The following is a 23,153-nucleotide window of genomic DNA, read 5'->3' as shown; positions in this document are numbered from 1 at the left end:
GGGCATGGAATGAGCCGGTTTCTTCTTTACATCGATATCTTAGGGTTCTCCGAGATGACCCGGGCCGAGCCTCGGAAAGTAGCAAGGGTCTATTCGATCCTCGATACGCTCAATGCCCATCATCAAACCAACTTCAGCACTATCGTTTTTTCCGACACCATTTTGGTTTACAACACAGCCGATGCGGATACTGATCATGCGCGAGAGGATTGCGTATGGTTGCTGACGGAATTCGCTGAGGATCTTCATCACCGATTGACGGGGCAGGACATCTATTTTCGTGCTGTCTTGGTTGAGGGGGACTTCACTCATTACAAACTGGATAACGTTGAATGCTTTTTCGGTGGTGCGTTGATTGATGCGCACAACGCTGAAAAAGGTATTCCTTCGCTTGGCCTTTTTATGAGCACGGAGTGCGTTAAATACAACCGTTTTTTCCGTACCGCTCCATTCAGTGATGAGTTCGAGTTCGTCTATCTCAATCGCAGCTTGGAAACGCTGAACAAGCTCTCAACTGGCCGCTATCCATTCGATCTCGAACTACCGGGTGACGATTACGCGCCTTATGTGCCGTGGCAGGTGCGTTTTTTGAAAGATGTCTATGTTCAAATGCGCTCTCACAAGTCTCCGCTCGTGCGAGTGAAGTTTTTAACTGCTTGGGACTTCTACTACAAACGTTATCCAGAGATGCTGCAAGCGCTGATCGAACACAATTTCGACCTTTCGGCACTTGGCCCCGCTGGCACATGGAAAAGCTTGGAAGCGACAATGGAAAGTGACATCAAATATTTCAAACGTATTGGCAGTGGTACCCCACTTTCAATGGCCCTCACAAAAAACTACAAAAAGAAGAAATCTCCTCCAACGAAGAAGCCCTAGTGTTTGTGATGATTAGAGTTTCCTCCTCCGTCCATCACGGTTCCTGTCGCGTAGACATTGCCTTTCACCAGCAGGTTGCCATTAAACGCAACCTGTTGGATGTCGAGAGTTGCCGTCGGCGCTTTTACCACCACCGGTTGATTCGCTTGAATTGTGATATTCCCTCCGCATTTCAGAATTAAAGCGCCCACACACTCCAGCGTCATCAACCCGGTCGCCTGGTCGTATTTGGTCACCGTTCCATCGCTATACCGCACATAGTCCGTGTCCTCATCCACCACCGGTGGTGGCTCTGCGGATGAATAGATCCCGCCAAGGTAAACCCCACCCACGCCATCCGCATTCAGCAGCACCGCCACCTGTTCGCCCAGTTCGGGCATGAGTGGGCGGCGTTGGGTGCCTTGGGTGTTGCGTTGGGGGATTTGGAGCCAGTAGGTCTGGAGGCCGTCGCGGTCGTCTAGGCGGACGCGGATGCGGCAGGTTTTGTGGTCCAGTGCGGTGACTTCGCCGTATTCGAGGTGGGTGGTCATGGGGGGGCTCATTTTCTCTGATGGGTTTGGGGTGAATGGGCTGGCCTCTCGCGAGCAGGCTCACTCCTACAAGTAGTTGTGGGGTGTTTGGGTTATGGGTGTGGGATTCGGGTGACTTGTTGGGTGGTGGTGTAGCCGCCTTGGCGGGTGATGCGGTGGGTGGATGAGGTGATGAGGTAGCGGCCGTTGAGTTGGCCGGTGGTGAGTAAGGTGATGACGTTGCCGCTGGTGAGCTGGGGTTGGCCTTTGGTGGTCCATTGGCCGGTAGTGCGTTGGCGGTTGGCTTGAGCAAGTTGGGCTTTGGCCTGGGCTTGGGATTGTTCTGTGGAGGTGGTGCGTTGGCGGCTTTTTTGGGTGTCGGCGCTGGTGGTGGTTTGGGTGGCGCTGCTGGGGGCGGCGACGGTTTGGTTGTTGACCTGGGTGTAGGTGATGAGTTGTTTTTTGACCGGGTCTTTGTGTTTGATTTCGATGGCTTTGGGGAGGGTTTTGATTTGGTCGCGCAGGTGGATGTTGGCCAGATCTGTTAAGCGGTGTGTTGCGACGGGGGCGGCGTTGGTAAGTTGGCTGATGGCGTGGAAGACGAGTTGCTGGCCGGTGATTTTGAAGGCGTAGTCGTAGGTGGCGGCAAGGTTACGCAGGAAGGTCAGGTCGGTTTCTTGTTGGGTCAGCCTGTCGAGCGGGATAGGTTCGATGTGGCCAACTAAGGTCAGGCCTTGGCGTGTGGCGATTTGTTGGGCGATGGCGGCCAGGGTGAGGTTTTCGTAGGCGCGGTGTTCGAGTGTACGCAACGGGCCGGTGATGCCGGTGGCCAGGGCGTGGATGGTGACGGTCGAGGGTGGGCCGTTGAGTTCTACTTCGTCGACTTCCAGACGGCCGAGGGTTCGGATGGGGGCGCCTTCCCAGCCGATGGATAAGGTCAGGGTGTCGCCGTGGCCTGGGTACCAGGCGTCGCGCCAGTGGCCTTGGGTGTCTTCGAGTTCGACGGCCAGGCTGTCGGCCTGGCCGGTCAGGTGGTCGGTGTAGGTCAGTGACAGCAGGTGCTCGCTGACATCGCGGGTGATGTTGTGTTGTTGGTAGGTCAGCACAAAGCGGGCTTGTGGGACCTGTTGCGGGTTTAGCGCATCCATGGCGGGAGATCCTGTGCGGTGGGTTGTGCTGCGAGCAGCGGTATGACCAAGGTCAGGCCCGAGGGCAGCGTGCCGCTGAGCGGCACGTTCGGGTTGGCTTCGACGATGGGCCAGTAGCGATGGGCATCGCCGTAATAGCGCCAGGCCAATTGGTCCCAGCGCTCGCCTTCGGTGGTGAGGTGGGGAATGAACATCAGACTCTCCGGGTGAGGACGTCGGCCGCCAGCTCGGCCAAGCGGGTGTTGGCGCTGTCCAACACGGTGACGGCGTTGTCGAGGGCATCGTGTGAGGCGCCGAGGCGGTCGACGATGTTGGCCAAGTCGACCGGGTTGAGGCTGGCGCGTGCGCCCATCACGCTGCCTAAAACATCCTCGCCCAGCCGGGATAAGTCGGCGCCGTCACGCAACAGGCCTGCCATGTTGATGAAGCTTTGCAGCGGCTCTATGGCGCGTGCCGTGACGCCCAGTAATTGCGGGACTTGGCCAAGGATGATTGAGGGGTTGCCGGTTTTGACGGCTTGGTAAAGGTTTTGTCCGGCGCGCAATACGTTGCCGGCGGATCTGGCCTGGCTGATGACGCGCTGGGCCGTGCTGGGCGCCGACGCCTGGCGTGAGATCACCCCCGGCGAACCGTGTGCTGCCGCGGTGTCGCTCACAGTGGGATCGAGTAAGCCCGGGTGATGGGGCTTGCGAGTAAACGCCCCCGTGTATTCGCGCAGACTGATTTGCACCGTGGCGGCCATCAACTGGCCGGTGGCCGTGGCACGGCGCACCGTGTTGCTCAGGTGCGTAATGACGTAAGGCCCCAGGTATTCGCCGCTGCCCATCACAAACGCCAGGGGCTGGTGCTGACTTTTGGCCTGGCGCAAAGCGCGCAAGCGTTGTTCGGGATTGCCCAACACCGGGTGCAGTTCGAGGGTGAGGTTGCATTCATTGAGGCCTTCACCGATCCATTCCAGCAAAGGCTTGCCCTGAATACGTGAGTGCTCGGCCCAGTCGGCGGACCCGCTGTGTTCCATGGCGGTGATACCACCGGTCACGGTGAACTCTATGTCGCCCAGAATGGCAAACATCAAACGCCCCTCAGCTCTGACGGCCCGTAGCTTCGGCGGCGGGTGTCGTGAAGGTAGCGTTCCATCATGCGCATCCATTCGGTGTAGCCGGCTTGTAGCCCTTGCTGGATCGCATCGGTGCCAACCCCTGCGGGGATGTTGATCTGCGGCGAGAAATGAAAAGTCATTTGGCCGGCTGCCCCTGCGCTTGCGCCACCGGACACAACGCGTGAGGCGACCATCGTGCTGGCTTTGGACACTAGCAGGGGATTAGGTGGCGCCATGTCGACACGACTTTGCGCAGCCATGCCCAGCGCCGCCTGGCGCACCAAGCCCGCATGAGCGCTGATGCCCATGGCCGCGCCTTGGCTAATGTTGGTGCCGTAACCGATGAACACACGGCTGGGCGACTCGATGCCGAGCGTTTCGGTGAACCAGCCTTTGACGGCGGCGCCGATGCCGATCACGCTTTCTTTCAAGGCGCCAGCGCGACTTCTGATGCCATTGACGAGACCGGTGATGAGCAGGCTGCCGAACTCGGTGAATTTGCCGGGCAGTTCAACGCCCATGTAACTCATAACGCCAGCAAATGCGCGGTACAGCCAGCCTAGGGGGGAGAAATTGACGAGCACAGCGAGGATGCCAGACAGGCCACCGCTAAACCCCGATTTCACCTCTTGCCATAAGCCGGTGAAAAACGTCTTGATGGGCTGCCAATGCCTGTAAATCAGATACGCCGCCAACGCTATGCCGGTGACCAGCAAGCCGATCGGGTTCATCAGCAAGGCCCGGCCCAGCCAGAGGATGGCTTGGCCCGCGAGCTTTATCCCGAATAACAATGTCCCGCCCAGCACCTTGCCTAACAACAATCCGCCTTGAGCGACCAGCTTGAGTGGGCCGGTCAAGGCGATGAACATGCCGCGCAAGAACAGCCCAGCGTATTTGCCGACCGTGCCAAACCCCGCCCCCATGCGTTTTAACGCTGTGATCAACGGGACGAACCGGCCCATATGCCACGCACTGCGCAGCAAGGTGAACTTGGCGGACAACGAGGTGACCGCGGTGGACATGGCTACAAACGGCGCCATGACCAGGTTGGCCCCATACGCGAGACCGATGAAGGCCATTTTGCCGAGCAGCAGGCCACCGACCAAGCCGACCACACCCTTGATCAAGGCCGGGTTTTCAGCCGCCCACGTCGAGAACGAACGCATCAATGGCACCACCGCGCGGCTGACCTCGACGATCGCGGGCAACAGCGCATTGCCGACCGAAATGCCGATGTCGGCCAAGTTGATACGCAGTTCTTTCAATTGCTCTTTGGCGCTGCCCATCCGCTTGGCCCAATCGTCATCGAGCACGCCTTTGTCGGCGGCGTCTTTACCGCCCTGCTGGATGCCGCCCAAATCTTTTTGGTTGGCCAGCGCCGGACGAATGAAAGACAACACCTGCTGATCCGCAAACAACTCGCCGAGTTTGTAAGCCTCGTCCAGCCGCGCCAGTGCAATTTGCCGCTCGTGCTCATCCTTGATGTGCAGCGCCTTGCCGTACTGCGCTGCTGCGGCCGGGGCTTTTTGACCCAGGTGCTGGGTGAGAATGTTGATCATGGCCTGGGCGGGCGACAGCCCCTGGCTGACCAGATTCTTCATGCTGCCTTTTAGATCGATGCCGGCTTTTTCGAACGCCTTGAGCGTGTCGGGCGCGGTGATCTTGGACAGGAAGTTTTTGAAGTTATTGGCGGCTTCGTCATTGCTGCCAGCGCCGCGGCGGGCGATCTGTAACGAGGCGCCAATCTCTGCCACGGCGCGCTCCCCGGTGATACCCAGCGCGGCAAACTGCGGGGTTAATTGCGGCAGCCACTTGGCCATGTCGGCCAGCTCGAACTGGCCGCTTTTGCCAGCGAAGGCCAGCATGTTCATCGAGCGCTCAAAGCCGGCGGCGCCGATGTTGAGGTTGTCATTGAGCGCAATCGCCACCGCCCCCAAGTGATCCATGCTGGCGCGGGTGGCGGTTGCGGCTTTGGCCATGACCGGGGCGTAGGCCGCTAACTCTTTGAGGTTGGCAATGCCGCCGGCGATTAACACCGCGGTGCCTTTGGCGACGTCGGTTTGGGCCTGGTTCCACTCCAGTGCGGCGCCACGCATGGCCATGCTGAGGCGGGCTTCTTGCGCCGGGTTGAAGCCGCCGGTGATGGCAATGTCGCGGGTCTGGTCTTGAAAGTTGATGGCGGTTTTCATCGACTGAACGATGGGCGCACCCAACGCCGCGCTTGTGCCGGCGGTTTCCATGGTTTGGCCACGTAAGTCACCGCGTTGGGTTTTCAGCGCTGCACCGCGGGCCATGCTGGCCGTGAGGCGTAGCTGTTTGGCGTTGAGCTGCTCGAGGGTCTGGCCCACTGCATCGTACTGCTGGCGCAGCCGTTCGATGCCCACACCGCCACGGGCCAAGGACGCCGAGAGCTGGTTGCCGATTTGCTGTTGCTTGGCCGTGAGCCCCTCCATGGCGTGGCCTAATTGGCGCACGGTGGTTTTCGCCGAGCCAAACGCTGCGTTGAGGCTGCCGGAAACCACGGCACCAATTTTTAAACCGACGAGGACTTCGTTCGCCATCATTGCTACGCTTTGGGAATGATTGAAAAAACCGCTCTACGCACCGCGCAAATTCTGTATGCACTGGCCGTTGGCGCCGGTGTGCTTTGGCTTGCCTGGCTGTGCCTAATGCATCTGCCGTGGTGGGCGGCGGTGGTCGCGTTCTGTTTGGGGCTGCCCCTTTTGGCCATGGCGGCCGCCCCGATTGCTGCGGGCGGCGCGTTGCTGGCCGGGTTGGTGGCGGGACTGGTGACACTGATCAGCTGTTCATTGCTCGGCGAGCTCGAGCCGGCGATTAATCTCACGCTGACACACGTCGACCCAGCGCCAGTAATCGACCATGTCGAGCCGTTCGATCTCAGACGGCTGCATTTTCAGCACCAGCAGCAGTGCTTCGTCCCAGGACTGGAGCAAGGGCTCTGCCGGCTGCCATTTCCCGCAACACCTCGGTGGCAAGGGTTGAGTCGGCAATGTCGAACTCGCCGAGGTCTTCCAGCGTAATGCCTAGCAGCTTGGCGACCAGCAGGTCTTCCATCGCGCCTTCGTCTTTGGTCACCGCCTGTGCGGCGCTGATGTCTTTGCGTTTGAGGCGCGTGATGGGCAGCGTCGAGACGAGCTCGCCAGTGGCGCTGGTGAAGGGGAATTTGAGGGTGAAGGTCAGTGCGTCGGTCATGGTCATTGCTCCAGGTTCATCAGTGGCCTGTCAGAAGAGCGCTGATGGTGGTGGAACGCTGAGCGGCTGACTTTTAATCAGATTTAAAGAGGCGGCATCGCGTGGCGAAATTGCCTTATGATCATCCGGCCAAACACAAGTCTGTAGCCAAAAAGGAGTAAGGCAGGATGAGTACTGATCACAAAGAGCAACTCAATTCACTGATCATTCAAATTCTGAAAAAAGTTATAGATGCATGTCCAGCGCAGGTCGAGCTCAATGCTAATGCATTTGGTATTGACACTGAGTCGTTCGACGCATGCGACATCCCCAATTCCTTCAACAGCGCTAAATCACAAGAGAATTTACTGAGGGATACGCTTGACTGGTTAGTCGCTGAAGGTTTTATCAGAGTTGGAAGCAAGCCTGACCATTACGTTGCGACGTCCAAATCTGTAGAGCAGTATGAGTCCATACTGGAAGCTCAAAAAAAATAAAAAAAGGGGCAGTCAGTTGTCAGACTGGCTGCCTTTAATCACCACACCGCATTGAGGTAATGCGCCTACAGGCCGTATTCACGCTGTTGGCACAACGTTATCCAAGGCTTTGTTGACCGCAAGCTCCCCCAGCATCACCACTTGCGCAATCCCTAGCAAAGTATTGCGGTTTGAACCTTCCAGCATCCCCGCAAAATTACCAAGCATGACGGCGGCTGACGCCAAGGATTCGCAGGCATTCGCCAGCAGCGATTCGGTATCGGATTGCGGGTTGACCATGAACATATCGCTGGGGCTATAGGGGGTGGACATTATCTTTGCGGGTGCGAGGTAGTGGTCGAGCGCACGCTCGGCCGCTTCGTGGAGTTTTTTCGAATCGAGTGATTCATAAGGCGACACCGGGTCGGTGGCAGGCGCCGTAGGTGGATTCGTGGACATCAGCTGGAACTCCCGAAAAAAGCCGCTTGAAAAAGTGTGAAGTGCTACGGCCATAGCCGTTGACGCCTTCTGTTCGATGAGGGGGCATGCCCCCTCACTTATCTGCCTGACCACTAGTTTGGCAAACGGCGGCTATCCAATACTCGATTGACGATGAGCTCACTGAGCATGATTACCTGATGCAGCATCAGCATGGCACGGCGCTGTGACTGGTCGACGGCGTCGCCGATATCACGCGCCATGTCAGTGGCGGCGGCAAGCGACTCGCAGGCTTCGACGAGCAAGGTTTCTTCGTCCACCGTTGGATCAATCAGGAATATCCTGTTTGACTTACGCGAAGGTATCGAGATCTTCAATGCCCCAGGATTGAGGTAAAAGTTGATGGCGCGGTCTGTCGCCTCTTTTATCTTCTGAGGTTCAAGCGCTGGATCGTACGGGATCGGATCAGTATCCGGAGGGTTTGGCGTTACCTTGAACATATCGACTCTCTATCTTTAAAGAATGAAGAGCCGTCACTCTCGCTACCAAACGAAGGGTGGCGGCCACGCGTGGGTTGGTAGACCGGTCAAGATAGCAAACCCCGGCGCTCACGAATGAGCCCCACGCATGGCCACCATAAAAAGCTGAGCCTCAAAATAGAGACTGCATTAGGGCCGCCATACGGCTATCAAGAAACGGGCTACCAAACCCGATCACTGTTTTGCAGTGACAGGAAAACGATATAGCCCATCCCATAGCCGTGTAAGCCGGCGGATTCTGAAGCACCCGTAGGCAACGGCGCAAGGTGCTGTAGCCTTTATGGCGTAACAGTTGGTGTAATTTAAACGCGATCAATCAGCCGTGTTTAAGCGCGGTAAATCCTTAGAATCTTCCGACCCACATTTGGTGGTTTATCGCGAGCATGACGTTTGATTGGATGCCGCTACGTGACGCCAATCCTACCTGGAAAATCCAGTGGATGACGTACGCGTGAGCGTAGGCTTTTGAGTGGGTACTAGCGTTGGGCGTTCGCCCGAAACACATTGTTGGTAGGTAGTTACTGCGGTCGGGGATGGAGCCTTCCCTTTGACGCAAAGGGAGGCAGCTATGCGAGGCGCCAACAAAGCGACTCAATGCCCATTTTGGCACCCTCGCACAGCCACCATAAACGTGACCGGTTTGTAAAAAAAATGGCGACTGTATGCCAGCGATTGAGTTGCGGATTTCGCAATGCCGGAGTGATCAAGGGGCCGGCGTACAGTCGTCATCAAAAGCTCAGGCAGTGAGCAACCGGTCCTGTCCATAGAGGCACTTGCGTGCTACTGGTTGCTCTGCTTGGTCACTGTGGGCGGTGACGGGAGACAATATACCGGTGGGCTGACAGATGCGCTGCCGGGGGATTCTGTCTTGGTTGTAGGTAATTGCAACGGATTCGGTAGCCTTATAGGGCTGCATTTGAAGGACGCGGTATGTAGCGCAAGTTCGCAAGCGAAACCGACTACAACTTTTTAAGGTTGGCCTTCGTAAGCGTGGCAGTTAGTGTGGCTGCAACGTTGCCGCCAACTGCGACCGAGTGGTCCACTTGAGGCGGTGGCCGGCGGCAATCAATGAACATGGACAATGAGGTTTTGTAGATGGATGAGGAAATCACGCTTGAGTACGAAGGTGTCGAATACACTGCTACCTACAGCGTGTTTGGGGACACGTTGACGGTCTACTTGCCCAACGGTGACGCGCGATCGACTGAGTTACGTGGGTTGCCTGTTGAGTCAGCTGCGTTGGTGCATTTGAAGGGTTACGCGCGTCTCGTCAGTTTGAATAAAAAATAAGGGGAGTTAGGTATGTCGGCGAGGATTTTCGAGTGTGATCGTGCTGCTGAGATTCGACCTCATCTCGCAGGTGTAGATGGCGAAATTCTTGACGTCTTGCGTGAAGCTAAAATCCTCGCCCGACGCTTTTATCGGCTTACCGGGAAACCACTGGGGATTACTGGCGAGGTGGCTGAGTATGAGGCCGCTACGAAGCTAGGCTTGAAATTGCATAGCGCCAGACAGGCTGGTTACGACGCGACTATCTTGCGCAATGGCCACGAATTACAGATACAGATCAAAGGGCGATGTATCGCCAATCCAGCCAAGATCAATGGTCGCTTGGGTAGCATCGATTTGACTAAGCCCTTTGATGCTGTGCTGCTGGTTTTGCTGGATTCGGAATTCAATGCGTTTGCGATGTACGAGGCAAGTCGTGCTGCAGTGGTTGCCGCATTAGAACGACCGGGCTCCAAGGCACGCAATGAACGGGGATCTCTTGGAATTCGTCAGTTCATTGCGATAGGGACGTTGTCGTGGAAGTGTGACTAAATTTATCGAACGATGATGTACGTAAGAATGTACGCGATCAATCAATTAGCTTTAGAGGTATGCCCCTCGGCTCAGTCGTAATGGGGAGCCCTGGTCGAGGATCAGAGTCTAACGGGTCACACATAAAGGGAAAGGGCTTAATCAGTTCCTGGCCATTAAAATCGACATAATCAATCAATAAGCGACAATTTTCTTTAAATCCATGCATTTCTTTCAGAGGTGCGCTCCGCATGCGCTCAATAAACGAGGGGATCAACTCACTGTTGGAAGCGATAGCAGCGTAGGGTTTTCCGGGTTCAATTAGCTTTCCATCCAAATCACTTTTCAAGCGGTAACTCGTCATTCTTCCTTGGTTAGTCCTGCCCTCAATTTTAAAATTCAATAGCGTAGCGGTACGGGTCCCCTCGTTGGTAAGTGTAATACTAATTTGGTGAAAGTTTCCGCTAGGAATTACTGCTTCGATGACTGCGCTCTTGGGGTCCAGAAATTTTTTAATTGGCTCTGACGCGTAAATTGAAACAATAGTTAAAACCAATCCGGTTATTACGATTGGCGCACTCAGGAGGCGCATCCAACCTTGGATTGCACTGCAGTGACGGCACTTTACCGCTTTGTCTTTTATCTCTTCCTTGCATGCGTAGCACTCTTTCATTATATACCTGTAAAGCTATTTTCTTGCGGCAAGAGTGGAAGCGGTCAGTTGCTTATGTGTGATGTTGCAAGCTAGAAGTTCTGGATTTTTGATCGAGCTTAACACTGCCATCGCTGCAGCAGTCGTCTCGCTCGATCAATTATCAGCTGATTTTTTTAAGGATGTTTGCGATTTTTAAAGTAAGATCATTAACCTTGACTGAAAGTAGGCGATACTCATCCGTCACTTGCTCTTGGCTTTTGTTCGCCAGAAAGAAAAGTTTGCCTGCTGCTTCTAGTATCGCTAAAACGAGCTCTCCATCCGGATCAATGTTATTGACTCGTACCCAACGATCAATAGCGCCGCGAGAGAGACCGTGCAATTCTTCGTGCCAGGCAACCCGATTAACATAATTGAGAACCGCCCGCTGAGCGTCGATCCTGTTGTTAAATTCGATCATTGTAAGATTGACCTCCGTAGAGTCTCCATCCAATGTGGGACGACATTGACAGCTTGTATCGCTGCACTGACTTCCTCAGGGGTGATGCTTTCTCCGTAACCGCGGGTAGAAAGCAAGCGAGCACGCGTGAGCACCTCAAATACTTGAGGTTCGATTACCAGGCTCGGCTCAACAAGCAACGGAGATTTCCTAGAGAAAATTGGATTGCCGATGGATAGCGAGTGGCATGTTGCAAAATTACGAACTGCCAAAAATATGCAAGACAAATGGAAAGTTGCACTATTTGAAGAGAGCATTAATTCCTTATAAGCATTTTCGAACAGTATTTTGAACTTCTTGCAATCCTCCGTCCCTGCTTGATATTTTGCGGGACTGCCAAGATCTTTTAAAAAATCCGAACCATCAGGAGAGAAAAGTAGCTTTGACTCTAAATGCAGATGCCAGGCAAAGGGATTGCCTTCTTTCCAAAGCGCTTTTAGCCGATCATATCTATACAGTGAATATTTTTCAGTATCGATATTGGGCGCCGGCCTATCAGTGCATGCAAGAAGATCGACATCCGAGCCCATGTCAATTTCCCCGCGGCAAATAGAGCCAAAAGCATAAATATGCATATTCATCGACGTCCAAACCGTTTTACTAAAATTGCAGTAAGAAATGCAAAACCAACCAGGCGTGTGGCAGCGATGATCGATGAAAACCAAGTCGGGTATTCCTTTGGGATACTTATGCCAAAAAATACACCTGGCGAGGCGAGAAAACTATCAAAGTAAGACTTTAAATCCAACGGATTGTGGTAATTGTAGGTATCAAAAAACGCGATCAGCAGATGAATAAAGAAGATTGTTCTTAATAATTTTAGAGTGTTTTCGCCGTTCCCCCAGATCATATCGAGGGCTCTAAATTCAATCCACTTTATAAGTTGAGGGATTTTTTTCCAGCCTGGGTATTTTTCTCTGTAGTATTTTTCACTAGAGGACCAAGACTTTTTCAAGTAGTGAGATGTAGCGTCCAGCTCTTGAGAGATGGCCCTGTTCACGGCTTTAGCGTCGCCCGTTTGTTGGAAATTCATCCGGAGAGATCTGGCAAACCGCAGCTTTAGATTTTCCTCCCGTGGTGCTTCTCTCTCCAAAATATCGTCGTCAATCTGGCAGCGTTCGAAGGTCGCATACTTGAAGTTGCATCCGGGAAATGAAGACTGATGTAGGTTACAGCCGATAAAACGACATCCAGTGAAGTCGCAGGTATCGAATACGCAATTATTAAAATAACAACCATCAAAAACGCAGTGCTGAAAAGACACTTTGCGAAACGTCATTTTAATGGCGTTTAGTCGAACATAAATCTTAAATGCATAGTCTACAGGTTGATTCGTGATATCTTTTTGGACGTAAAAATCCGTGATAACTTCGCGGTTACCAACCTGGAGTTCTGGGCGAGGCATGACTTCTTCATTCGCTGCATTTTTCTGCTCTTCGATCTCTCCCTTCGCGGCATTCACCTGCTCTTCGATCTCTTCCTTCGCGGCATTCACCTGCTCTTCGATCTCTTCCTTCGCCGCAATCACCTGCTCTTCGATCTTTTCCTTCGCTGCATTCACCTGCTCTTCGGTCTCGTCTTTGGCCGCGGCGGTGTTGATTTCATCCGTTGAGTCATGGGTTTCGTCCGTCATAATTTGGCTCGCGCTGCCTCGAGGGCTCGTTTTGTAGGCAGTAATAGTGACCTAAAGCCCCCATTACTTCAAAACATCCTGTATGCCTTATAAAAAATTAGTCTACACCAACTCATGGCTGGGGCCAGGTAACGCGGTCGGAAATCGCTTTCAAGAAATTCCTAAATTTCTGTTGTACCTCGCCAACTGATCCTCCCCACCCACTCGAAAAATATTGGCTAGATAATCCAACAAAACCACCTCTTCCCCATTGATCATCTGCCGCACATACGTCGCCGAAAACGGTGTCTCATACTTCGTCGGATCCCGCGGCTTATGCGTGCCCAGCTGATACTCCTTCCCGGTGATGGTCATGGTCGTGACCAACGGAATCTCGTTCATCAGCCCGCCGTTATTGAACACCTGCACGTTGGACCGACACTGCAACTGCACACTCTTGAACGGCGTGACCAGCTTCCTGGCCGCTTCAAAATACAAGCTGTTCCAAGTGATTTTCCCTTCCAGCTTGTCGATGCCATCCGGCAGCTCAATCAGCCCGACCATGCCCAGCCCCTGAAAGTCGCTCATGACGGTTTTGAGGGTGCCCAGGTCGATCTCTTCACACTTGCCAAAGAAGCTGGCGCCATCCAGATACAGGTTGGCGTTGGTAATGCGGTGTGCGCTAAAGCCTGCCATTTATGCGGCCCCCAGGTTGACGAGGTAATCCCCGGTGATTTCGGTTTCGAAGGTGCCGCGTTCGAACGGCAGCGGTACGGTGAGTTTGTAGTTGAACAGTGCGTGGCCTTGTTCCAGTTCGGTTTGTGGGTTGCGGGCTGGGTCGTACCAGCATTCGCCGCCGAGCAAGGCGCCGTCGCCGATGAGTTTGCGCAGGAACAGGTTGACGCTTTCGGTGATGCTGGTGATGAGCGCGGTGGTGATGGGTTGGTCGACGAATTGCAGCGCGCTGTAGCGGATGGATTCGTCGATGACGTCTTTGGTGCGGCGCACGTTTTCGAAGTTGCGCATGTGGGTGACGGAGGGCCAGGCCCCAGTGCGGTTGCCCCACAAGCGCAGGCCGGTGCCATAGGCGTTGAAGACGGTGGTGATGCCGTTTTCGTTGAGCAGGTTGACTTCGCTGGTGGCGTCGTCGATGCGTGCGGTGAGTGGGCGTTCGAGGCCGATGACGCCCAGCAGCGGTTGGTTGGAGCTGCTCCACCAGTAGCCGTGGTCGTTATCGATTTTAGCGCGCAGGCCGGCGGCGCGGATGGATAGTGGTTGCAGGCGGTCACCGTTACTCGCGGCGTCGTAGACCCTGACGTGGGGGTAGCACAGGCGCACCCGATCGCTGCTGGTGTTGAAGTTGAGGGTGCCGGCCGGGCCGCGGCCTGCGATTACCTGTTGCACGGTGGCGCCAATGGGCGCGTCGACGTAGGTGACGCCGCCGACCTGTGTGGCCGCGACGGCTAAGCCGGCGGTGACGGCGTCGAGGGGGCTGAAGCCTGGGGCGATGAAGATTTTGGGGAAGAAGCCCAGCAGGTTGTAGCTGTCCTGAAAGGCTTTTAAGCCGGTGCGTCGGCCGGCTTCGGTGATGCTGCCGATGATGTCGGCTGGGGTGACTTTGCCAGGGTCGGTGTAGGTGTATTCGACGCTGACTTGTGCGTTGGCGGGGATGGTGCCGGTGGGCAAGCGCGTGACTTGGCCGGTGTGCATGGCGACGGTGTAATCAGTGCCTTGCTGGTAAGCGTCGGTGCCCTCGGCGGGCCTGAGTTGCAGCCGTTGCAAGCGGCCGTGGTCGAGCTGGAGTTGGTTGTTGTCGGCGAACGGTTTGAGCTGGCCAGCGACGGTGCTGGTGTGGACGGCCGGGTCGAGTACGTTGACGACGAGTACGGTGCCAGCGCCGAAGTCGTAGATGCCTTGCAGGGCTTCGGGGATGCTGAAGCCTGCGGTGTGTGCGCCGAATTGCGCGGCGTGGGTGTCGTTGAGGCAGAGGGTCAGCTCGTTGATGGGCCCGGTGGGCGCGGTGCCGATCAGGGCGATGACGGCCGATTTGACGACGCGTATGGGGCGCGGGCCGCGCTCGATTTCGGTGGTTTCGATGCCGTGCAGGTAGTTGGCGGGCATGGGCGTTAGTCCTTGGCGGGTTGTTGAAGCAGCCGCGTCTTGGCGGTGGATTTGGCGTGTGTGGGCAGCGGGTGCAGGTGGTTGAGTGCGAGCAAGGCCCGGGTGTAGACGTGGTCGGCGGGCAGCTCGACGGTTTTGCCGGGGTGTAACAGCACGTCGAGCTTTTGGCAGGCTTCACCTACGTGCAGCGACACGGCGCTGGTGGGGCCGGCGTAGCGGTATGTCGTGAGGGTCATGGGTGCTCCTGGAAGTCAGTGCTTTTAAGTAATGGGCCGTTTTCGTCGGTGATGGTTTGCAATTGGGTGGCGCGGGTGGCGTAGTCCTGGGCGTATTGCCAGAGGCCATTGGTGTGGCCGATGAATTGCTCGCCGATGGGGTGGCAGGCTTGGTCGGTGTGCGGTGGACGCCAACCGGTGAGCGTGGCGCGCAGGCGGTCGAGGTAGCTGACCACGCCATCTTGGCCGTTGAGTTGGCGGAAGATCAGCGTGAGGCGTAGCACCAGGTGACGTGCCTGGACGATCGCGTCGGTGCTTTGCGTGTGGCCGAAGGTTGATTTGCCGTAGGCCAGCAGGACGGCGCCGCGTGCGTGGTTGAGGCGGTATTGCTGCGGATTTTCGGGGAAGCGCTCGATCATGAGTTGATCGCTGAAGTCGGCTTGTAGCCGGGCGAGCATGGCGTCCATGAGTTGTTCGGTTTGGGTGTTGGGCGGCGTGCTCACTCGTAGTGCTCCCACGCCTGTGCGGTGAATTGTTGTGGGCGTGCGCGGACGCGGATCTCGCCGGGCTCTGCCACGGCTTGACCGGTGGGCAGGCCCAAGGTGATGACGCCGTCGCGGATGCTTTCGAGCAGTTTTAGGGTGTCTTTGCGGCCGCTGATGACGGCGTCGGGCAAGGCGCCTTCGGGACGGCGCTGGTAGAGCCAGTGGCGCGCCAGGTAGACGACGGCGTCACGCAGGACGGTGGGCACCGGGTCGAGCGGCAGGTTGTAACGACCACGCAGGTAGCCGTCGACCAGTTCTTCTGCCTGACGAACGCTGTTGTCGATGACGCTTTCGTTGGGCTGGTGCGCGGCCGGGTCGTCGTTGGACAGCTGGGTGAGTGTCATTAACGGGATGGCGTTGCCGAGGTCGGCGCGGGTGCAGTAGCGCATGGGTCAGCCCACCTTCAGCTCGACCAAGGCTTCGGGGAACAGGCACAGGGCCAACGGGTTGGCCTGGGCTTCGACGTCCCAGCCTTTGCCCATCTTGCGTGGCTCGGCTTTGCTGTAGAACGGCTGGCCCAAGGTGTTGACGGCTTCGTTGTAGTTGGCTGGGGCGTTGAACAACCGGAAGACGCCACGGGCGACAGGAAAGACCTGGGCGACGTCGGCCGGGATGAAGCGTTGGCCGCTGACGGTGACGTCGTATTCGATGAATTCCACACCGCCGAAGGTGAAGCCTGAACGCATGTCGCCACCGATCCGATCCTTGGCTTCTTGATAGTGGGCGAAGGCCTCTTTGACGCTGGCGTGGGCGGTGAAGGCGTCGAACCAGTCCGGCCCGCAGAACGAGCGGAAGCCAGTGACCATGACGCCACCGAGTTTGGACTCGGCGTGGCGCTTGGCGTCGAGGCAGGCTTTGCGCACGTCGGTATCGGGATTGCTGAGGTCAACGGTGACTTTCTTTTGCTGGACATCGAATTCATCAAACAGGTCGAAGAGTAGCGAGCCGTCGGCGTCGAGCAGTTGGCCGCGCAGTGCGCCGACGCGTTGGAATTCGCGGGTGGTTTCGATGCTGTTTTTGAGGTCTTGCAGGTGGTCGTTGATGACGGTGGCCATGGGCGCGGTGGCGCTTTCCTGGCCGAAGGCGGCGATGCCCTGTAACTGGCTGGGCAGCAGCGGCCGACTGATGGGCAGGTGCAGCGTTTCGAAGGTGCGGCGTTTGCGTTTGTTGGCTTTGACGGGCGCCGGGTCGTCGTTACGGGAGGTATTGGGCACAAGCACTAACCGCCCCTCACGCTCATCGATGATGACGCTGGTGGTGGTCACGCCTTTTTCATCGAACAGGCCCATGGCGCCGACTTTGCCGGGGATGGCCGGGAGTTTGTTGACGGCCGCGGTGAGGTTGGCGACGGTGAAGAGGTCTTGCAGGTTCATGGGGGGCTCCGTTAGAGGGTGGCGCGGGTGACGATGCCGTAGGTGTTGAGGTCGTCGAGGGCGGCGGCTTTTTGCGGCGCGGTGATTCCGGCCGGCCAGGTAAGTTCGGCCAGGGCTAGGACGGCGCCGCGGGCGATGACGACGGCGGGTTTGTCGCCCGTTGTTGCGTCGATGGGTTCGGCCAGGACAGCGACGGCCTTGTTGGCAGGGCCGCTGCCGGCTGGGTCGAGGGCTTGGTATTTGTTGTCGACTTTGGCCAGAACTTGGCCCAAGGCGTACACGCTGCCGCCCAAAAGCGTGATGTTGTCTTTGGTCCAGCCGGGGCTGACTTGCACCAGCAGCAGGTTGCCGAGGTCTTTGGGTTGGTTGTAGGTGGCCATGGTTAGCCCTGCCTTTGGGTGCGGGCTTCGGCGTCGGCCAGCAAGGGGTTGGTGGTTTGGCCGAGGGCAGGATCTGCGCGGTGTTTGGTGGCAACTTCGCTGAAGCTGATGGCGCTGGTGAGGTCTTTGAAGAGGGTTTTGAGGCCGTCGCTTAGGGGCTGGCGCTGGTCACCTTCGCCGAAGTGCAGTGGTGTTGCGCCGGACTGGGCGGCGTTGAGGGCGGCAATGACGACCGGCACGTGCAGCGGCTTCATGCCGGCGGCGACGAGTTGTTCGGCGTAGGCGACGCTGGTGGTGTGGATGGCTTGTTGGGCGGTGATGCGGGCGGTTTGGTCGCGTTGGGCGAGTTCGGTTTTGAGGCGGTGGTTTTCGGCCTGAAGGGTGGCTGTGTCGGGCGCAGTGGTTGGCGGTGTTTGGGGAATGGGTTGCGGTGCCGGCGCCGCGGGTGCGCTTTCGCTGAAGTGGATGACGCCGGGTTCGCTTTCGGCGAGTTCGATCGGGCGCAGGCCTTTGACGGCCGGCGGCTGGGCGCCGAGAAAGCCGACGTGGCGCAGGTAGTAGACGCCGGGCACGGGGTTGTTGGGCGCAGTTGGGTGGTAGAAGGAAGCGGAGATTTTTTTGTAGCTACCCGCGGCGATTTGTTCGGCGAAGGTGGGGTCGATTTGTTGGGGGGTGGCGATCAGGCCTTCGGGCGTGGCGGTCAGTGATTTCACCCAGCCGGCTGCGGGGGCGTCGTGCTGGGGGTGGCCGATGACCAGCGGGGCCTCGTGGAGGGTTGGGTTGTAGGCGGCTACGGTGGCCGTCAGGTCGGATTGGGTGAAGTTTAGGGTAGTGCCGCAGGAGGCGGTGTGGAGGCCGGGTTTGAAGATGTGGAGGGAGTTCATGAGGGCTGCGCTTTAGTTTGGAGATGGTGGGCGCAGTTTGGGGTGGTGATTGTGGTGAGGCTTTTAATCGAGATTAGGGACATGCCTGAAATTTGGGGGGAATCACATCAGCCAAGCCACGAAGGCTGGCGTGTGAGGCAGAATGCGGCGAGAAGCTTTTATAAAGTGTTTATGACTCACTTTTTTCGTCAATAGATCTCAGCGTGCCTGCGATGATTGAATCGGTCTATGCAGCGCCGTTGTGATTGACTCGTCTGGGCAGGATTACTGGAGAATAAAAACATGGATCTTGGAAGTACTGACGTTTACGTGAGCCTTTTTTCAGGTCTTTCCGGGGCTATCATCGGTGGTCTTTTCACTCTGAAAGGCGCAACAAAAGCGCATGAGCTGGCGTTGAAAAAAGAGGAAGCGGCGGACAGGGAGAAAATGATTACAACGCTGATGCTCCTGCGCACAGAGATAGCCACGGCGTGGGAGATTTTCATGAAAGAGTACGGCCAAGCCTTATCACTGCACCCGCCTGAAACTCCTTTTTTGGTGATTATGCCCTTAGGCGCCTCACCGTTTCCGATTTTCGAATCGGCACCGCAAGCGCTAAACCTTCTACCGCGCGAGCTGGCCAAGGACATCATTTACTTCTACATGCGGGCAAAGGGTGTGATTGCGATGATCGAAATCAACAATCGAGATTACGAACAAGCCCTTCAGTTCGGTCGGAGTTACTTGAGCGATTACATGCAGCGCGCGCGCGATCAAGGCAAAGAATTAACTGACGAAATGCGAGAGCAGGTCATCGAGAGCAGCGTGGGGTTCATGGCCGCTCAGTTAGGAATGGGCGATACCGCGGACGGTATCAGATCGTTGGGACAGGAATTGAAACCTATCGTGCTGCGCATCATCGCGAGAGTGGATGAGTTGGTTTTCCCAGATTCAGACTTACTGAAGCAGGCAGGTTAATGGCATTCCCCTCATTTGATTGGGCTTGGCGTAACGGGCAAAAAATCAAACCACGCATTTTGGTGCTTGAGGTTAAAGATAAAGAACGTATGGAAGCACCCGCGATTGGCTGGGTTGTTGTCGAGCGTGAGGAAACATACGAACGCGACCCCGGCAATGGTGAGGTTTGTGAGGCCTCAATACGCCTGTCTTACCAAACCATAACGGCTAGACGCTCTTCCTATGACTACGGCAAGGGCCAGTTCTGCGGCAGCTACTCGCGTTTTTTTAACGCGGTTTCGCTTACGTCGAGCTCCATGGCCAAGGGGGCGGTGTTTCTAGACTTGCCAGAGCTACGAGGACAGCGAGTTGGCACTTATTTGATGAACGAAATCGTCCAGTGGGTGCAGCAATGGCCAGAGGCTGACGTTAACGCTATTGAGCTGCTCCGCGGTCAGGCCAAAGGTGACAATAAGGCTCGGCGTAACAGATTCTATGAACAATTTGGCCTGCGTTTTGACTACTCAGATTCGGGGCAGCGTGAGGGCGTGTCCCGTCCAATGCAGGTTAAATCCCTAACTGTTGTGAATGGTTGGGAAAAAAATATTTCCGAGCACAGAATGTTTGACTACCTGGGCGAACGTTTGGATGCGTTCGACCATGTCCAGCTGGAGCTTGGAGCGCGTGATCAGGTAAATACGTATTTAAGGGAAGAGCTGAAAAAGGCCGAGTCTCGGCCATTGCGCTGGGCTTTAAAGCGGCTCTATATCGAGTACTCTGGGCTGATGAGTTTGGGAGTAATACTTGCGTTTTTTGCGGCTCTTTTCTGGATCAAAAACGGATGATTGTTCGAGCCCTTCACAGTTATTCACTGTATGTAAGATGCCCTTGCCGTTGCTCCGATTTGGGGTGCCCAGATGTCAATGCTCCGGGGCCGCTCCGGACATTCCAATTCTCGATTTGGTTAGTTCGGCTGCCGCGACTTCTTGCCGCTGTCGACGCTCACAGGGCTGCTCATAGCCCTGTGTGATCTCAGTTGAGCTCAGCCCGAATTAATGGCGAGTTCCCAAGCTGTCTTTAAGTACAAACTCCACACCGATACCCACACCTTTGAGCACTTCTGTGACGCGATCGATGAAGGTCTCACCTTGTTCAGGTAGCTCATACAAGCCGTTGATACGAATCTTGGGGTTTTTGCCCTTGGCTGGCGGATAGCTTTCCAGCAATTCGCCGCTCTCAATGAAAGCGATATAGGTGTTGATCTTCTCTTGAAGCAACAGCAGGTGTTCGCCTTGTTGGGCTTTGTCACCCCATTCCAGATGATCGGTGATCACAAGTACGACGTTATCTGGCTCCCACTCGGGTACTGCGATGATGTCGACGACTTTGGTTTCGGTGATGGACATGTCTGCTCCCTCAGAGGGTCGGGTCAGGTCGAATGATGTCGACTCTGGTGGGTGGAATTCTGGTGCCGCCGGTGAAGCCGGGTTTGCCTTTGCCGACGACGGTTGCACCGGTCTTTTCTATTTCTGGAAAGCCAAGTTTTTGATTGCGGGTCAGCGGCGCTGTTTCTGATGATTTGCATTCGACGCATGAGATGTTGCCATCGACATCACGGCCCATCATATCAATGCGTGTCCGTACACCGCTGTCGGTTTTAACTGTGACCTCTCGGGCGGCTTCAGGTTTGGTCTTGCTGAACTCGTCAAAGGACGCCTCTTCGAACGCTTTACCCTTTTGTTTGTTCTTCTCTAGCTGCGTGCTGAGCACGATGTAGATGGGCTCTAAGCCTGCATCATCGGGGAACCAGATGATTGCGTCTTGGAACTCGGGCGGGTGCGCCGGGTTGGCCAGAAGCGTGTCTGACTGTGCTGTCGGCGGGTATACCCATACCGGGGGTAATTGGGGGGCGCCTTCGAGAGCAGGGATACCCAGTACTCCGTCTGGGCTTGCTGCGGGCGTCCAGGTTAGGCCTATGCCATTGCCTATGTCGGCTATGTATTTTTCGCCATTCTTTTCAGCTTTGATGACGGGGACATTTTCCCAGTCTTTTTTGCCGCCGGTGTAGAAGCCGTAGGCGTTGACGGAGCCGTCAGGCAAGGTCTTAACGTTGACGCGGACACGCGTGCGACCGGTTTCGAGCGTGGCGTATTGGTCGGTTTTATAGAAGGCGCTGTCGGGTGCGAGGCTGGTGTTGGGCATTAATAGCGCGACGGTGCCGACGGCGGCGCCTGCTGCCAATGTACCTGCACTTTCAAGCAAACCTAGCGCTAGGGAGCCGCCTAGTCGTTGGGTGATGGCACTGCCGGTCGTGGAACCGGCGATTAACTGGAGCGAGGTGCCTTCGGCGGTGATTGCTGTACCTGTGGCCATTACGGCCCATAGGCCGTAGTCCGCCAGTTTTTCAACGGGGACGAATCCTGCGGGGTTGGTGTGGTTGATTTCGCCGTCGGGCAGGTTGCAGCTTTTGGCGAAGACGCAGCCCATGGGGGTGGGTTTTGTGTCTGGCGCTGGTGGGAGGTCTTTGTACTGCGCCCAGTGTTGGGCGTTGATGTCGACTGGGTCGACGCCGGTGTTGCGGTAACCCTTGGGCGGGTTGGGGACGTAGCCACTCAATCCTTGATTCCTTGTTCCGATCCTTGGTGAACGGCGGCAGGTTGCCATCCAGAATTTGTTGAGGCAATGGGTGGCACTTTGACTCCTCGATTATGAGCAGCCATTCTTCAGCGAGCATCGCCGATGCAAGAGAGGTTCACGAAAATGTCGAAGCCCCTTTGCCATGCATTTTTCAGTTGCATTCAACCTAGAACGTGAGGGAGCCATGTCCAAGAAGAACCCATTGCTTTATATCGCTGAGAAGAAGGCTCGATCGGATAATTGGGAATATGCTGGTTGGAGTGAGCTTGCAACGTTGGATAGCGGATTCTGCTCGCTAAGTAGTCCGGAGCCCTATCAAATATCGCTTCACGTTGTGGCTATTGCCTCCTGCATTGAGGCTTTTTCCAAGGCGTGCCTGAAGATTCTGATTGATGCGGATGAAAGTCCATATTTGGAAAGAGCGAAGAAATTCAAAGATTTGCCTTTTGATTTTGAGCTTACCAAGGCATTGAGTCGTAAGGAGATATCTTTTGGAGATCTCGTTGCTCACATCGTAGGTATCAGCAGTGCTGACCAAATAATCAAGCACTTTGATACCCTATTCGAAGGAGATGATGGATATAGGAGTTTCAAACACTCCTTAGCTACGGTGCGCGAGTTCATAGAGCCTCCTGAAGAGGCCATAATGAATGACCCCAGTAAATACAAGATCGAATATGGCGAGCTTGTCGTCGATGACGTAAATAAATTGATTGGCGATATTCAAGACATATTTACTGCACGACATATCGCGGCTCATGAAGCAAATTTTCGACTAGTCAGCGCAGAGCAGCTGCACCGATGGTTTGAGAGCGCTATGCAATTTGCTTGCGCAACACATGAGATAATTGAACAGAAGCTCAGGCCAGGGGCATCACGTGACGCATTCGGAAGCTCTGTTCAAGCTTTGCAAAAGGCAGGGGATTTTTTTTCAAAAATCGGCGATCAGACAGCGATATTAGTAAGTCAATGGGAAACAGAGTGGCAACTCGACAAAGAATCAAAAGAAAAGCTTATTGATAGAATTGCTGATGCAGATGAGGCATTCAATAATTATGTTGAAAAAGAAGTTTCGCTTCATTTTCAGCGCGTAGGACTTATCTCTGGCCATGGCTACCGCCATCTAGAGGCAAAAATACAGAAGATGCTTTATGAGTCGAAATTGGACTACCTCAAACGAATCGGCTCAGAGGTCTGACATTAATTTTCTTAATTGAGC

29 protein-coding genes are annotated in these 23,153 nt (G+C 55.6%); 7 read left to right on the top strand and 22 right to left on the bottom strand.

What is annotated here, in order from left to right; genetic code table 11:
- The first annotated feature begins 9 nt into the window (after positions 1-9).
- The gene (locus J1G18_RS07535) at positions 10-879 is read left to right on the top strand and encodes a hypothetical protein (RefSeq protein ID WP_223007358.1); all 870 of its coding nucleotides are present in this window, start codon (positions 10-12) and stop codon (positions 877-879) included.
- On the opposite strand, the gene J1G18_RS07530 is transcribed toward J1G18_RS07535, so the two are convergent.
- The 6 genes from J1G18_RS07530 to J1G18_RS07505 all read right to left on the bottom strand — a co-directional run bounded on the left by J1G18_RS07530 (position 876) and on the right by J1G18_RS07505 (position 6,848).
- Complete coding sequence (locus J1G18_RS07530; RefSeq protein WP_223007357.1) at positions 876-1,409, bottom strand: phage baseplate assembly protein V; 534 nt, start codon at positions 1,407-1,409, stop codon at positions 876-878. The two genes, J1G18_RS07535 and J1G18_RS07530, sit on opposite strands and share 4 nt — an antisense overlap.
- A gap of 92 nt (positions 1,410-1,501) precedes the next feature.
- Positions 1,502-2,536, bottom strand: coding sequence for a phage late control D family protein (locus tag J1G18_RS07525; protein ID WP_223007356.1), 1,035 nt, complete (start codon positions 2,534-2,536; stop codon positions 1,502-1,504).
- Complete coding sequence (locus tag J1G18_RS07520; RefSeq protein ID WP_223007355.1) at positions 2,524-2,730, bottom strand: tail protein X; 207 nt, start codon at positions 2,728-2,730, stop codon at positions 2,524-2,526. The genes J1G18_RS07525 and J1G18_RS07520 overlap by 13 nt, the downstream gene beginning before the upstream one ends.
- Complete coding sequence (locus J1G18_RS07515) at positions 2,730-3,608, bottom strand: phage tail protein (protein WP_223007354.1); 879 nt, start codon at positions 3,606-3,608, stop codon at positions 2,730-2,732. Before J1G18_RS07515 ends, J1G18_RS07520 begins: the two co-directional genes overlap by 1 nt.
- Complete coding sequence (locus tag J1G18_RS07510; protein ID WP_262415535.1) at positions 3,608-6,199, bottom strand: phage tail tape measure protein; 2,592 nt, start codon at positions 6,197-6,199, stop codon at positions 3,608-3,610. Before J1G18_RS07510 ends, J1G18_RS07515 begins: the two co-directional genes overlap by 1 nt.
- A 334-nt stretch (positions 6,200-6,533) precedes the next feature.
- Positions 6,534-6,848: a phage tail assembly protein gene (locus J1G18_RS07505; protein ID WP_223007353.1), complete on the bottom strand. Its 315-nt coding sequence runs from the start codon at positions 6,846-6,848 to the stop codon at positions 6,534-6,536.
- Between the two features lie 167 nt (positions 6,849-7,015).
- Here J1G18_RS07505 and J1G18_RS07500 point away from each other — a divergent pair, with 167 nt between their 5' ends.
- The gene (locus J1G18_RS07500) at positions 7,016-7,324 is read left to right on the top strand and encodes a hypothetical protein (protein WP_223007352.1); all 309 of its coding nucleotides are present in this window, start codon (positions 7,016-7,018) and stop codon (positions 7,322-7,324) included.
- Between the two features lie 78 nt (positions 7,325-7,402).
- On the opposite strand, the gene J1G18_RS07495 is transcribed toward J1G18_RS07500, so the two are convergent.
- Both J1G18_RS07495 and J1G18_RS07490 read right to left on the bottom strand, forming a co-directional pair.
- The gene (locus tag J1G18_RS07495; protein WP_223007407.1) at positions 7,403-7,762 is read right to left on the bottom strand and encodes a DUF6124 family protein; all 360 of its coding nucleotides are present in this window, start codon (positions 7,760-7,762) and stop codon (positions 7,403-7,405) included.
- A 113-nt stretch (positions 7,763-7,875) separates the two neighbouring features.
- Complete coding sequence (locus tag J1G18_RS07490; protein WP_223007351.1) at positions 7,876-8,241, bottom strand: DUF6124 family protein; 366 nt, start codon at positions 8,239-8,241, stop codon at positions 7,876-7,878.
- 1,134 nt (positions 8,242-9,375) lie between these two features.
- Between J1G18_RS07490 and J1G18_RS07485 the strand changes: the two genes are divergently transcribed.
- A complete protein-coding gene (locus tag J1G18_RS07485; RefSeq protein ID WP_223007350.1) occupies positions 9,376-9,570 on the top strand; it encodes a hypothetical protein in 195 nt (64 codons plus the stop codon).
- A 12-nt stretch (positions 9,571-9,582) separates the two neighbouring features.
- On the top strand, positions 9,583-10,101 hold the full coding sequence (locus J1G18_RS07480; RefSeq protein WP_262415534.1) for a hypothetical protein: 519 nt from the start codon (positions 9,583-9,585) through the stop codon (positions 10,099-10,101).
- A 37-nt stretch (positions 10,102-10,138) separates the two neighbouring features.
- Here the strand turns inward: J1G18_RS07480 and J1G18_RS07475 are convergent, their stop codons facing one another.
- The 12 genes from J1G18_RS07475 to J1G18_RS07420 all read right to left on the bottom strand — a co-directional run bounded on the left by J1G18_RS07475 (position 10,139) and on the right by J1G18_RS07420 (position 18,361).
- Entirely contained in the window at positions 10,139-10,753 is a 615-nt protein-coding gene (locus J1G18_RS07475) for a hypothetical protein (RefSeq protein WP_223007349.1), read from the bottom strand.
- 142 nt (positions 10,754-10,895) lie between these two features.
- Positions 10,896-11,192 (bottom strand): hypothetical protein, encoded by a 297-nt coding sequence (locus tag J1G18_RS07470; RefSeq protein WP_223007348.1) that lies wholly within the window; start codon positions 11,190-11,192, stop codon positions 10,896-10,898.
- Positions 11,189-11,812, bottom strand: coding sequence for a nucleotidyltransferase domain-containing protein (locus J1G18_RS07465; RefSeq protein ID WP_223007347.1), 624 nt, complete (start codon positions 11,810-11,812; stop codon positions 11,189-11,191). The genes J1G18_RS07470 and J1G18_RS07465 overlap by 4 nt, the downstream gene beginning before the upstream one ends.
- The gene (locus J1G18_RS07460; protein ID WP_223007346.1) at positions 11,809-12,864 is read right to left on the bottom strand and encodes a pentapeptide repeat-containing protein; all 1,056 of its coding nucleotides are present in this window, start codon (positions 12,862-12,864) and stop codon (positions 11,809-11,811) included. The genes J1G18_RS07465 and J1G18_RS07460 overlap by 4 nt, the downstream gene beginning before the upstream one ends.
- 150 nt (positions 12,865-13,014) lie before the next feature.
- The gene (locus J1G18_RS07455) at positions 13,015-13,539 is read right to left on the bottom strand and encodes a phage major tail tube protein (RefSeq protein WP_223007345.1); all 525 of its coding nucleotides are present in this window, start codon (positions 13,537-13,539) and stop codon (positions 13,015-13,017) included.
- Positions 13,540-14,964: a phage tail sheath subtilisin-like domain-containing protein gene (locus tag J1G18_RS07450; RefSeq protein ID WP_223007344.1), complete on the bottom strand. Its 1,425-nt coding sequence runs from the start codon at positions 14,962-14,964 to the stop codon at positions 13,540-13,542. It lies immediately after the preceding gene.
- A gap of 5 nt (positions 14,965-14,969) precedes the next feature.
- Positions 14,970-15,200 carry a hypothetical protein gene (locus J1G18_RS07445; protein WP_223007343.1) on the bottom strand — a complete coding sequence of 77 codons (231 nt, stop codon included), beginning with the start codon at positions 15,198-15,200 and terminating at the stop codon, positions 14,970-14,972.
- Entirely contained in the window at positions 15,197-15,682 is a 486-nt protein-coding gene (locus J1G18_RS07440) for a Gp37 family protein (RefSeq protein WP_316851771.1), read from the bottom strand. Before J1G18_RS07440 ends, J1G18_RS07445 begins: the two co-directional genes overlap by 4 nt.
- On the bottom strand, positions 15,679-16,113 hold the full coding sequence (locus J1G18_RS07435; protein ID WP_223007342.1) for a gp436 family protein: 435 nt from the start codon (positions 16,111-16,113) through the stop codon (positions 15,679-15,681). Before J1G18_RS07435 ends, J1G18_RS07440 begins: the two co-directional genes overlap by 4 nt.
- A 3-nt stretch (positions 16,114-16,116) precedes the next feature.
- Complete coding sequence (locus tag J1G18_RS07430) at positions 16,117-17,097, bottom strand: major capsid protein (protein WP_223007341.1); 981 nt, start codon at positions 17,095-17,097, stop codon at positions 16,117-16,119.
- 11 nt (positions 17,098-17,108) lie between these two features.
- Positions 17,109-17,477 (bottom strand): head decoration protein, encoded by a 369-nt coding sequence (locus J1G18_RS07425; RefSeq protein ID WP_223007340.1) that lies wholly within the window; start codon positions 17,475-17,477, stop codon positions 17,109-17,111.
- A 2-nt stretch (positions 17,478-17,479) separates the two neighbouring features.
- Complete coding sequence (locus tag J1G18_RS07420; RefSeq protein ID WP_223007339.1) at positions 17,480-18,361, bottom strand: phage protease; 882 nt, start codon at positions 18,359-18,361, stop codon at positions 17,480-17,482.
- A 282-nt stretch (positions 18,362-18,643) separates the two neighbouring features.
- Between J1G18_RS07420 and J1G18_RS07415 the strand changes: the two genes are divergently transcribed.
- Together J1G18_RS07415 and J1G18_RS07410 are read left to right on the top strand one after the other, a co-directional pair.
- Entirely contained in the window at positions 18,644-19,318 is a 675-nt protein-coding gene (locus J1G18_RS07415; protein ID WP_223007338.1) for a hypothetical protein, read from the top strand.
- Positions 19,318-20,142 (top strand): hypothetical protein, encoded by an 825-nt coding sequence (locus J1G18_RS07410; protein ID WP_223007337.1) that lies wholly within the window; start codon positions 19,318-19,320, stop codon positions 20,140-20,142. The genes J1G18_RS07415 and J1G18_RS07410 overlap by 1 nt, the downstream gene beginning before the upstream one ends.
- Positions 20,143-20,349: 207 nt before the next feature.
- Here J1G18_RS07410 and J1G18_RS07405 read toward each other — a convergent pair whose 3' ends face one another.
- Positions 20,350-20,703: a DUF6572 domain-containing protein gene (locus J1G18_RS07405; protein ID WP_223007336.1), complete on the bottom strand. Its 354-nt coding sequence runs from the start codon at positions 20,701-20,703 to the stop codon at positions 20,350-20,352.
- 10 nt (positions 20,704-20,713) lie between these two features.
- Positions 20,714-21,913, bottom strand: coding sequence for an S-type pyocin domain-containing protein (locus tag J1G18_RS07400; protein ID WP_223007335.1), 1,200 nt, complete (start codon positions 21,911-21,913; stop codon positions 20,714-20,716).
- Positions 21,914-22,118: 205 nt separating this feature from the next.
- On the opposite strand from J1G18_RS07400, the gene J1G18_RS07395 reads away from it, so the two are divergent.
- Positions 22,119-23,132, top strand: coding sequence for a hypothetical protein (locus J1G18_RS07395; RefSeq protein ID WP_223007334.1), 1,014 nt, complete (start codon positions 22,119-22,121; stop codon positions 23,130-23,132).
- Positions 23,133-23,153: the final 21 nt, after the last annotated feature.

The organism is Pseudomonas sp. MIS38, from assembly GCF_019891575.1.
GTDB lineage: Bacteria > Pseudomonadota > Gammaproteobacteria > Pseudomonadales > Pseudomonadaceae > Aquipseudomonas > Aquipseudomonas putida_A.
Note: the sequence above shows the minus strand (reverse complement) of the source record. Positions and strands in the feature narration are given on the sequence as shown.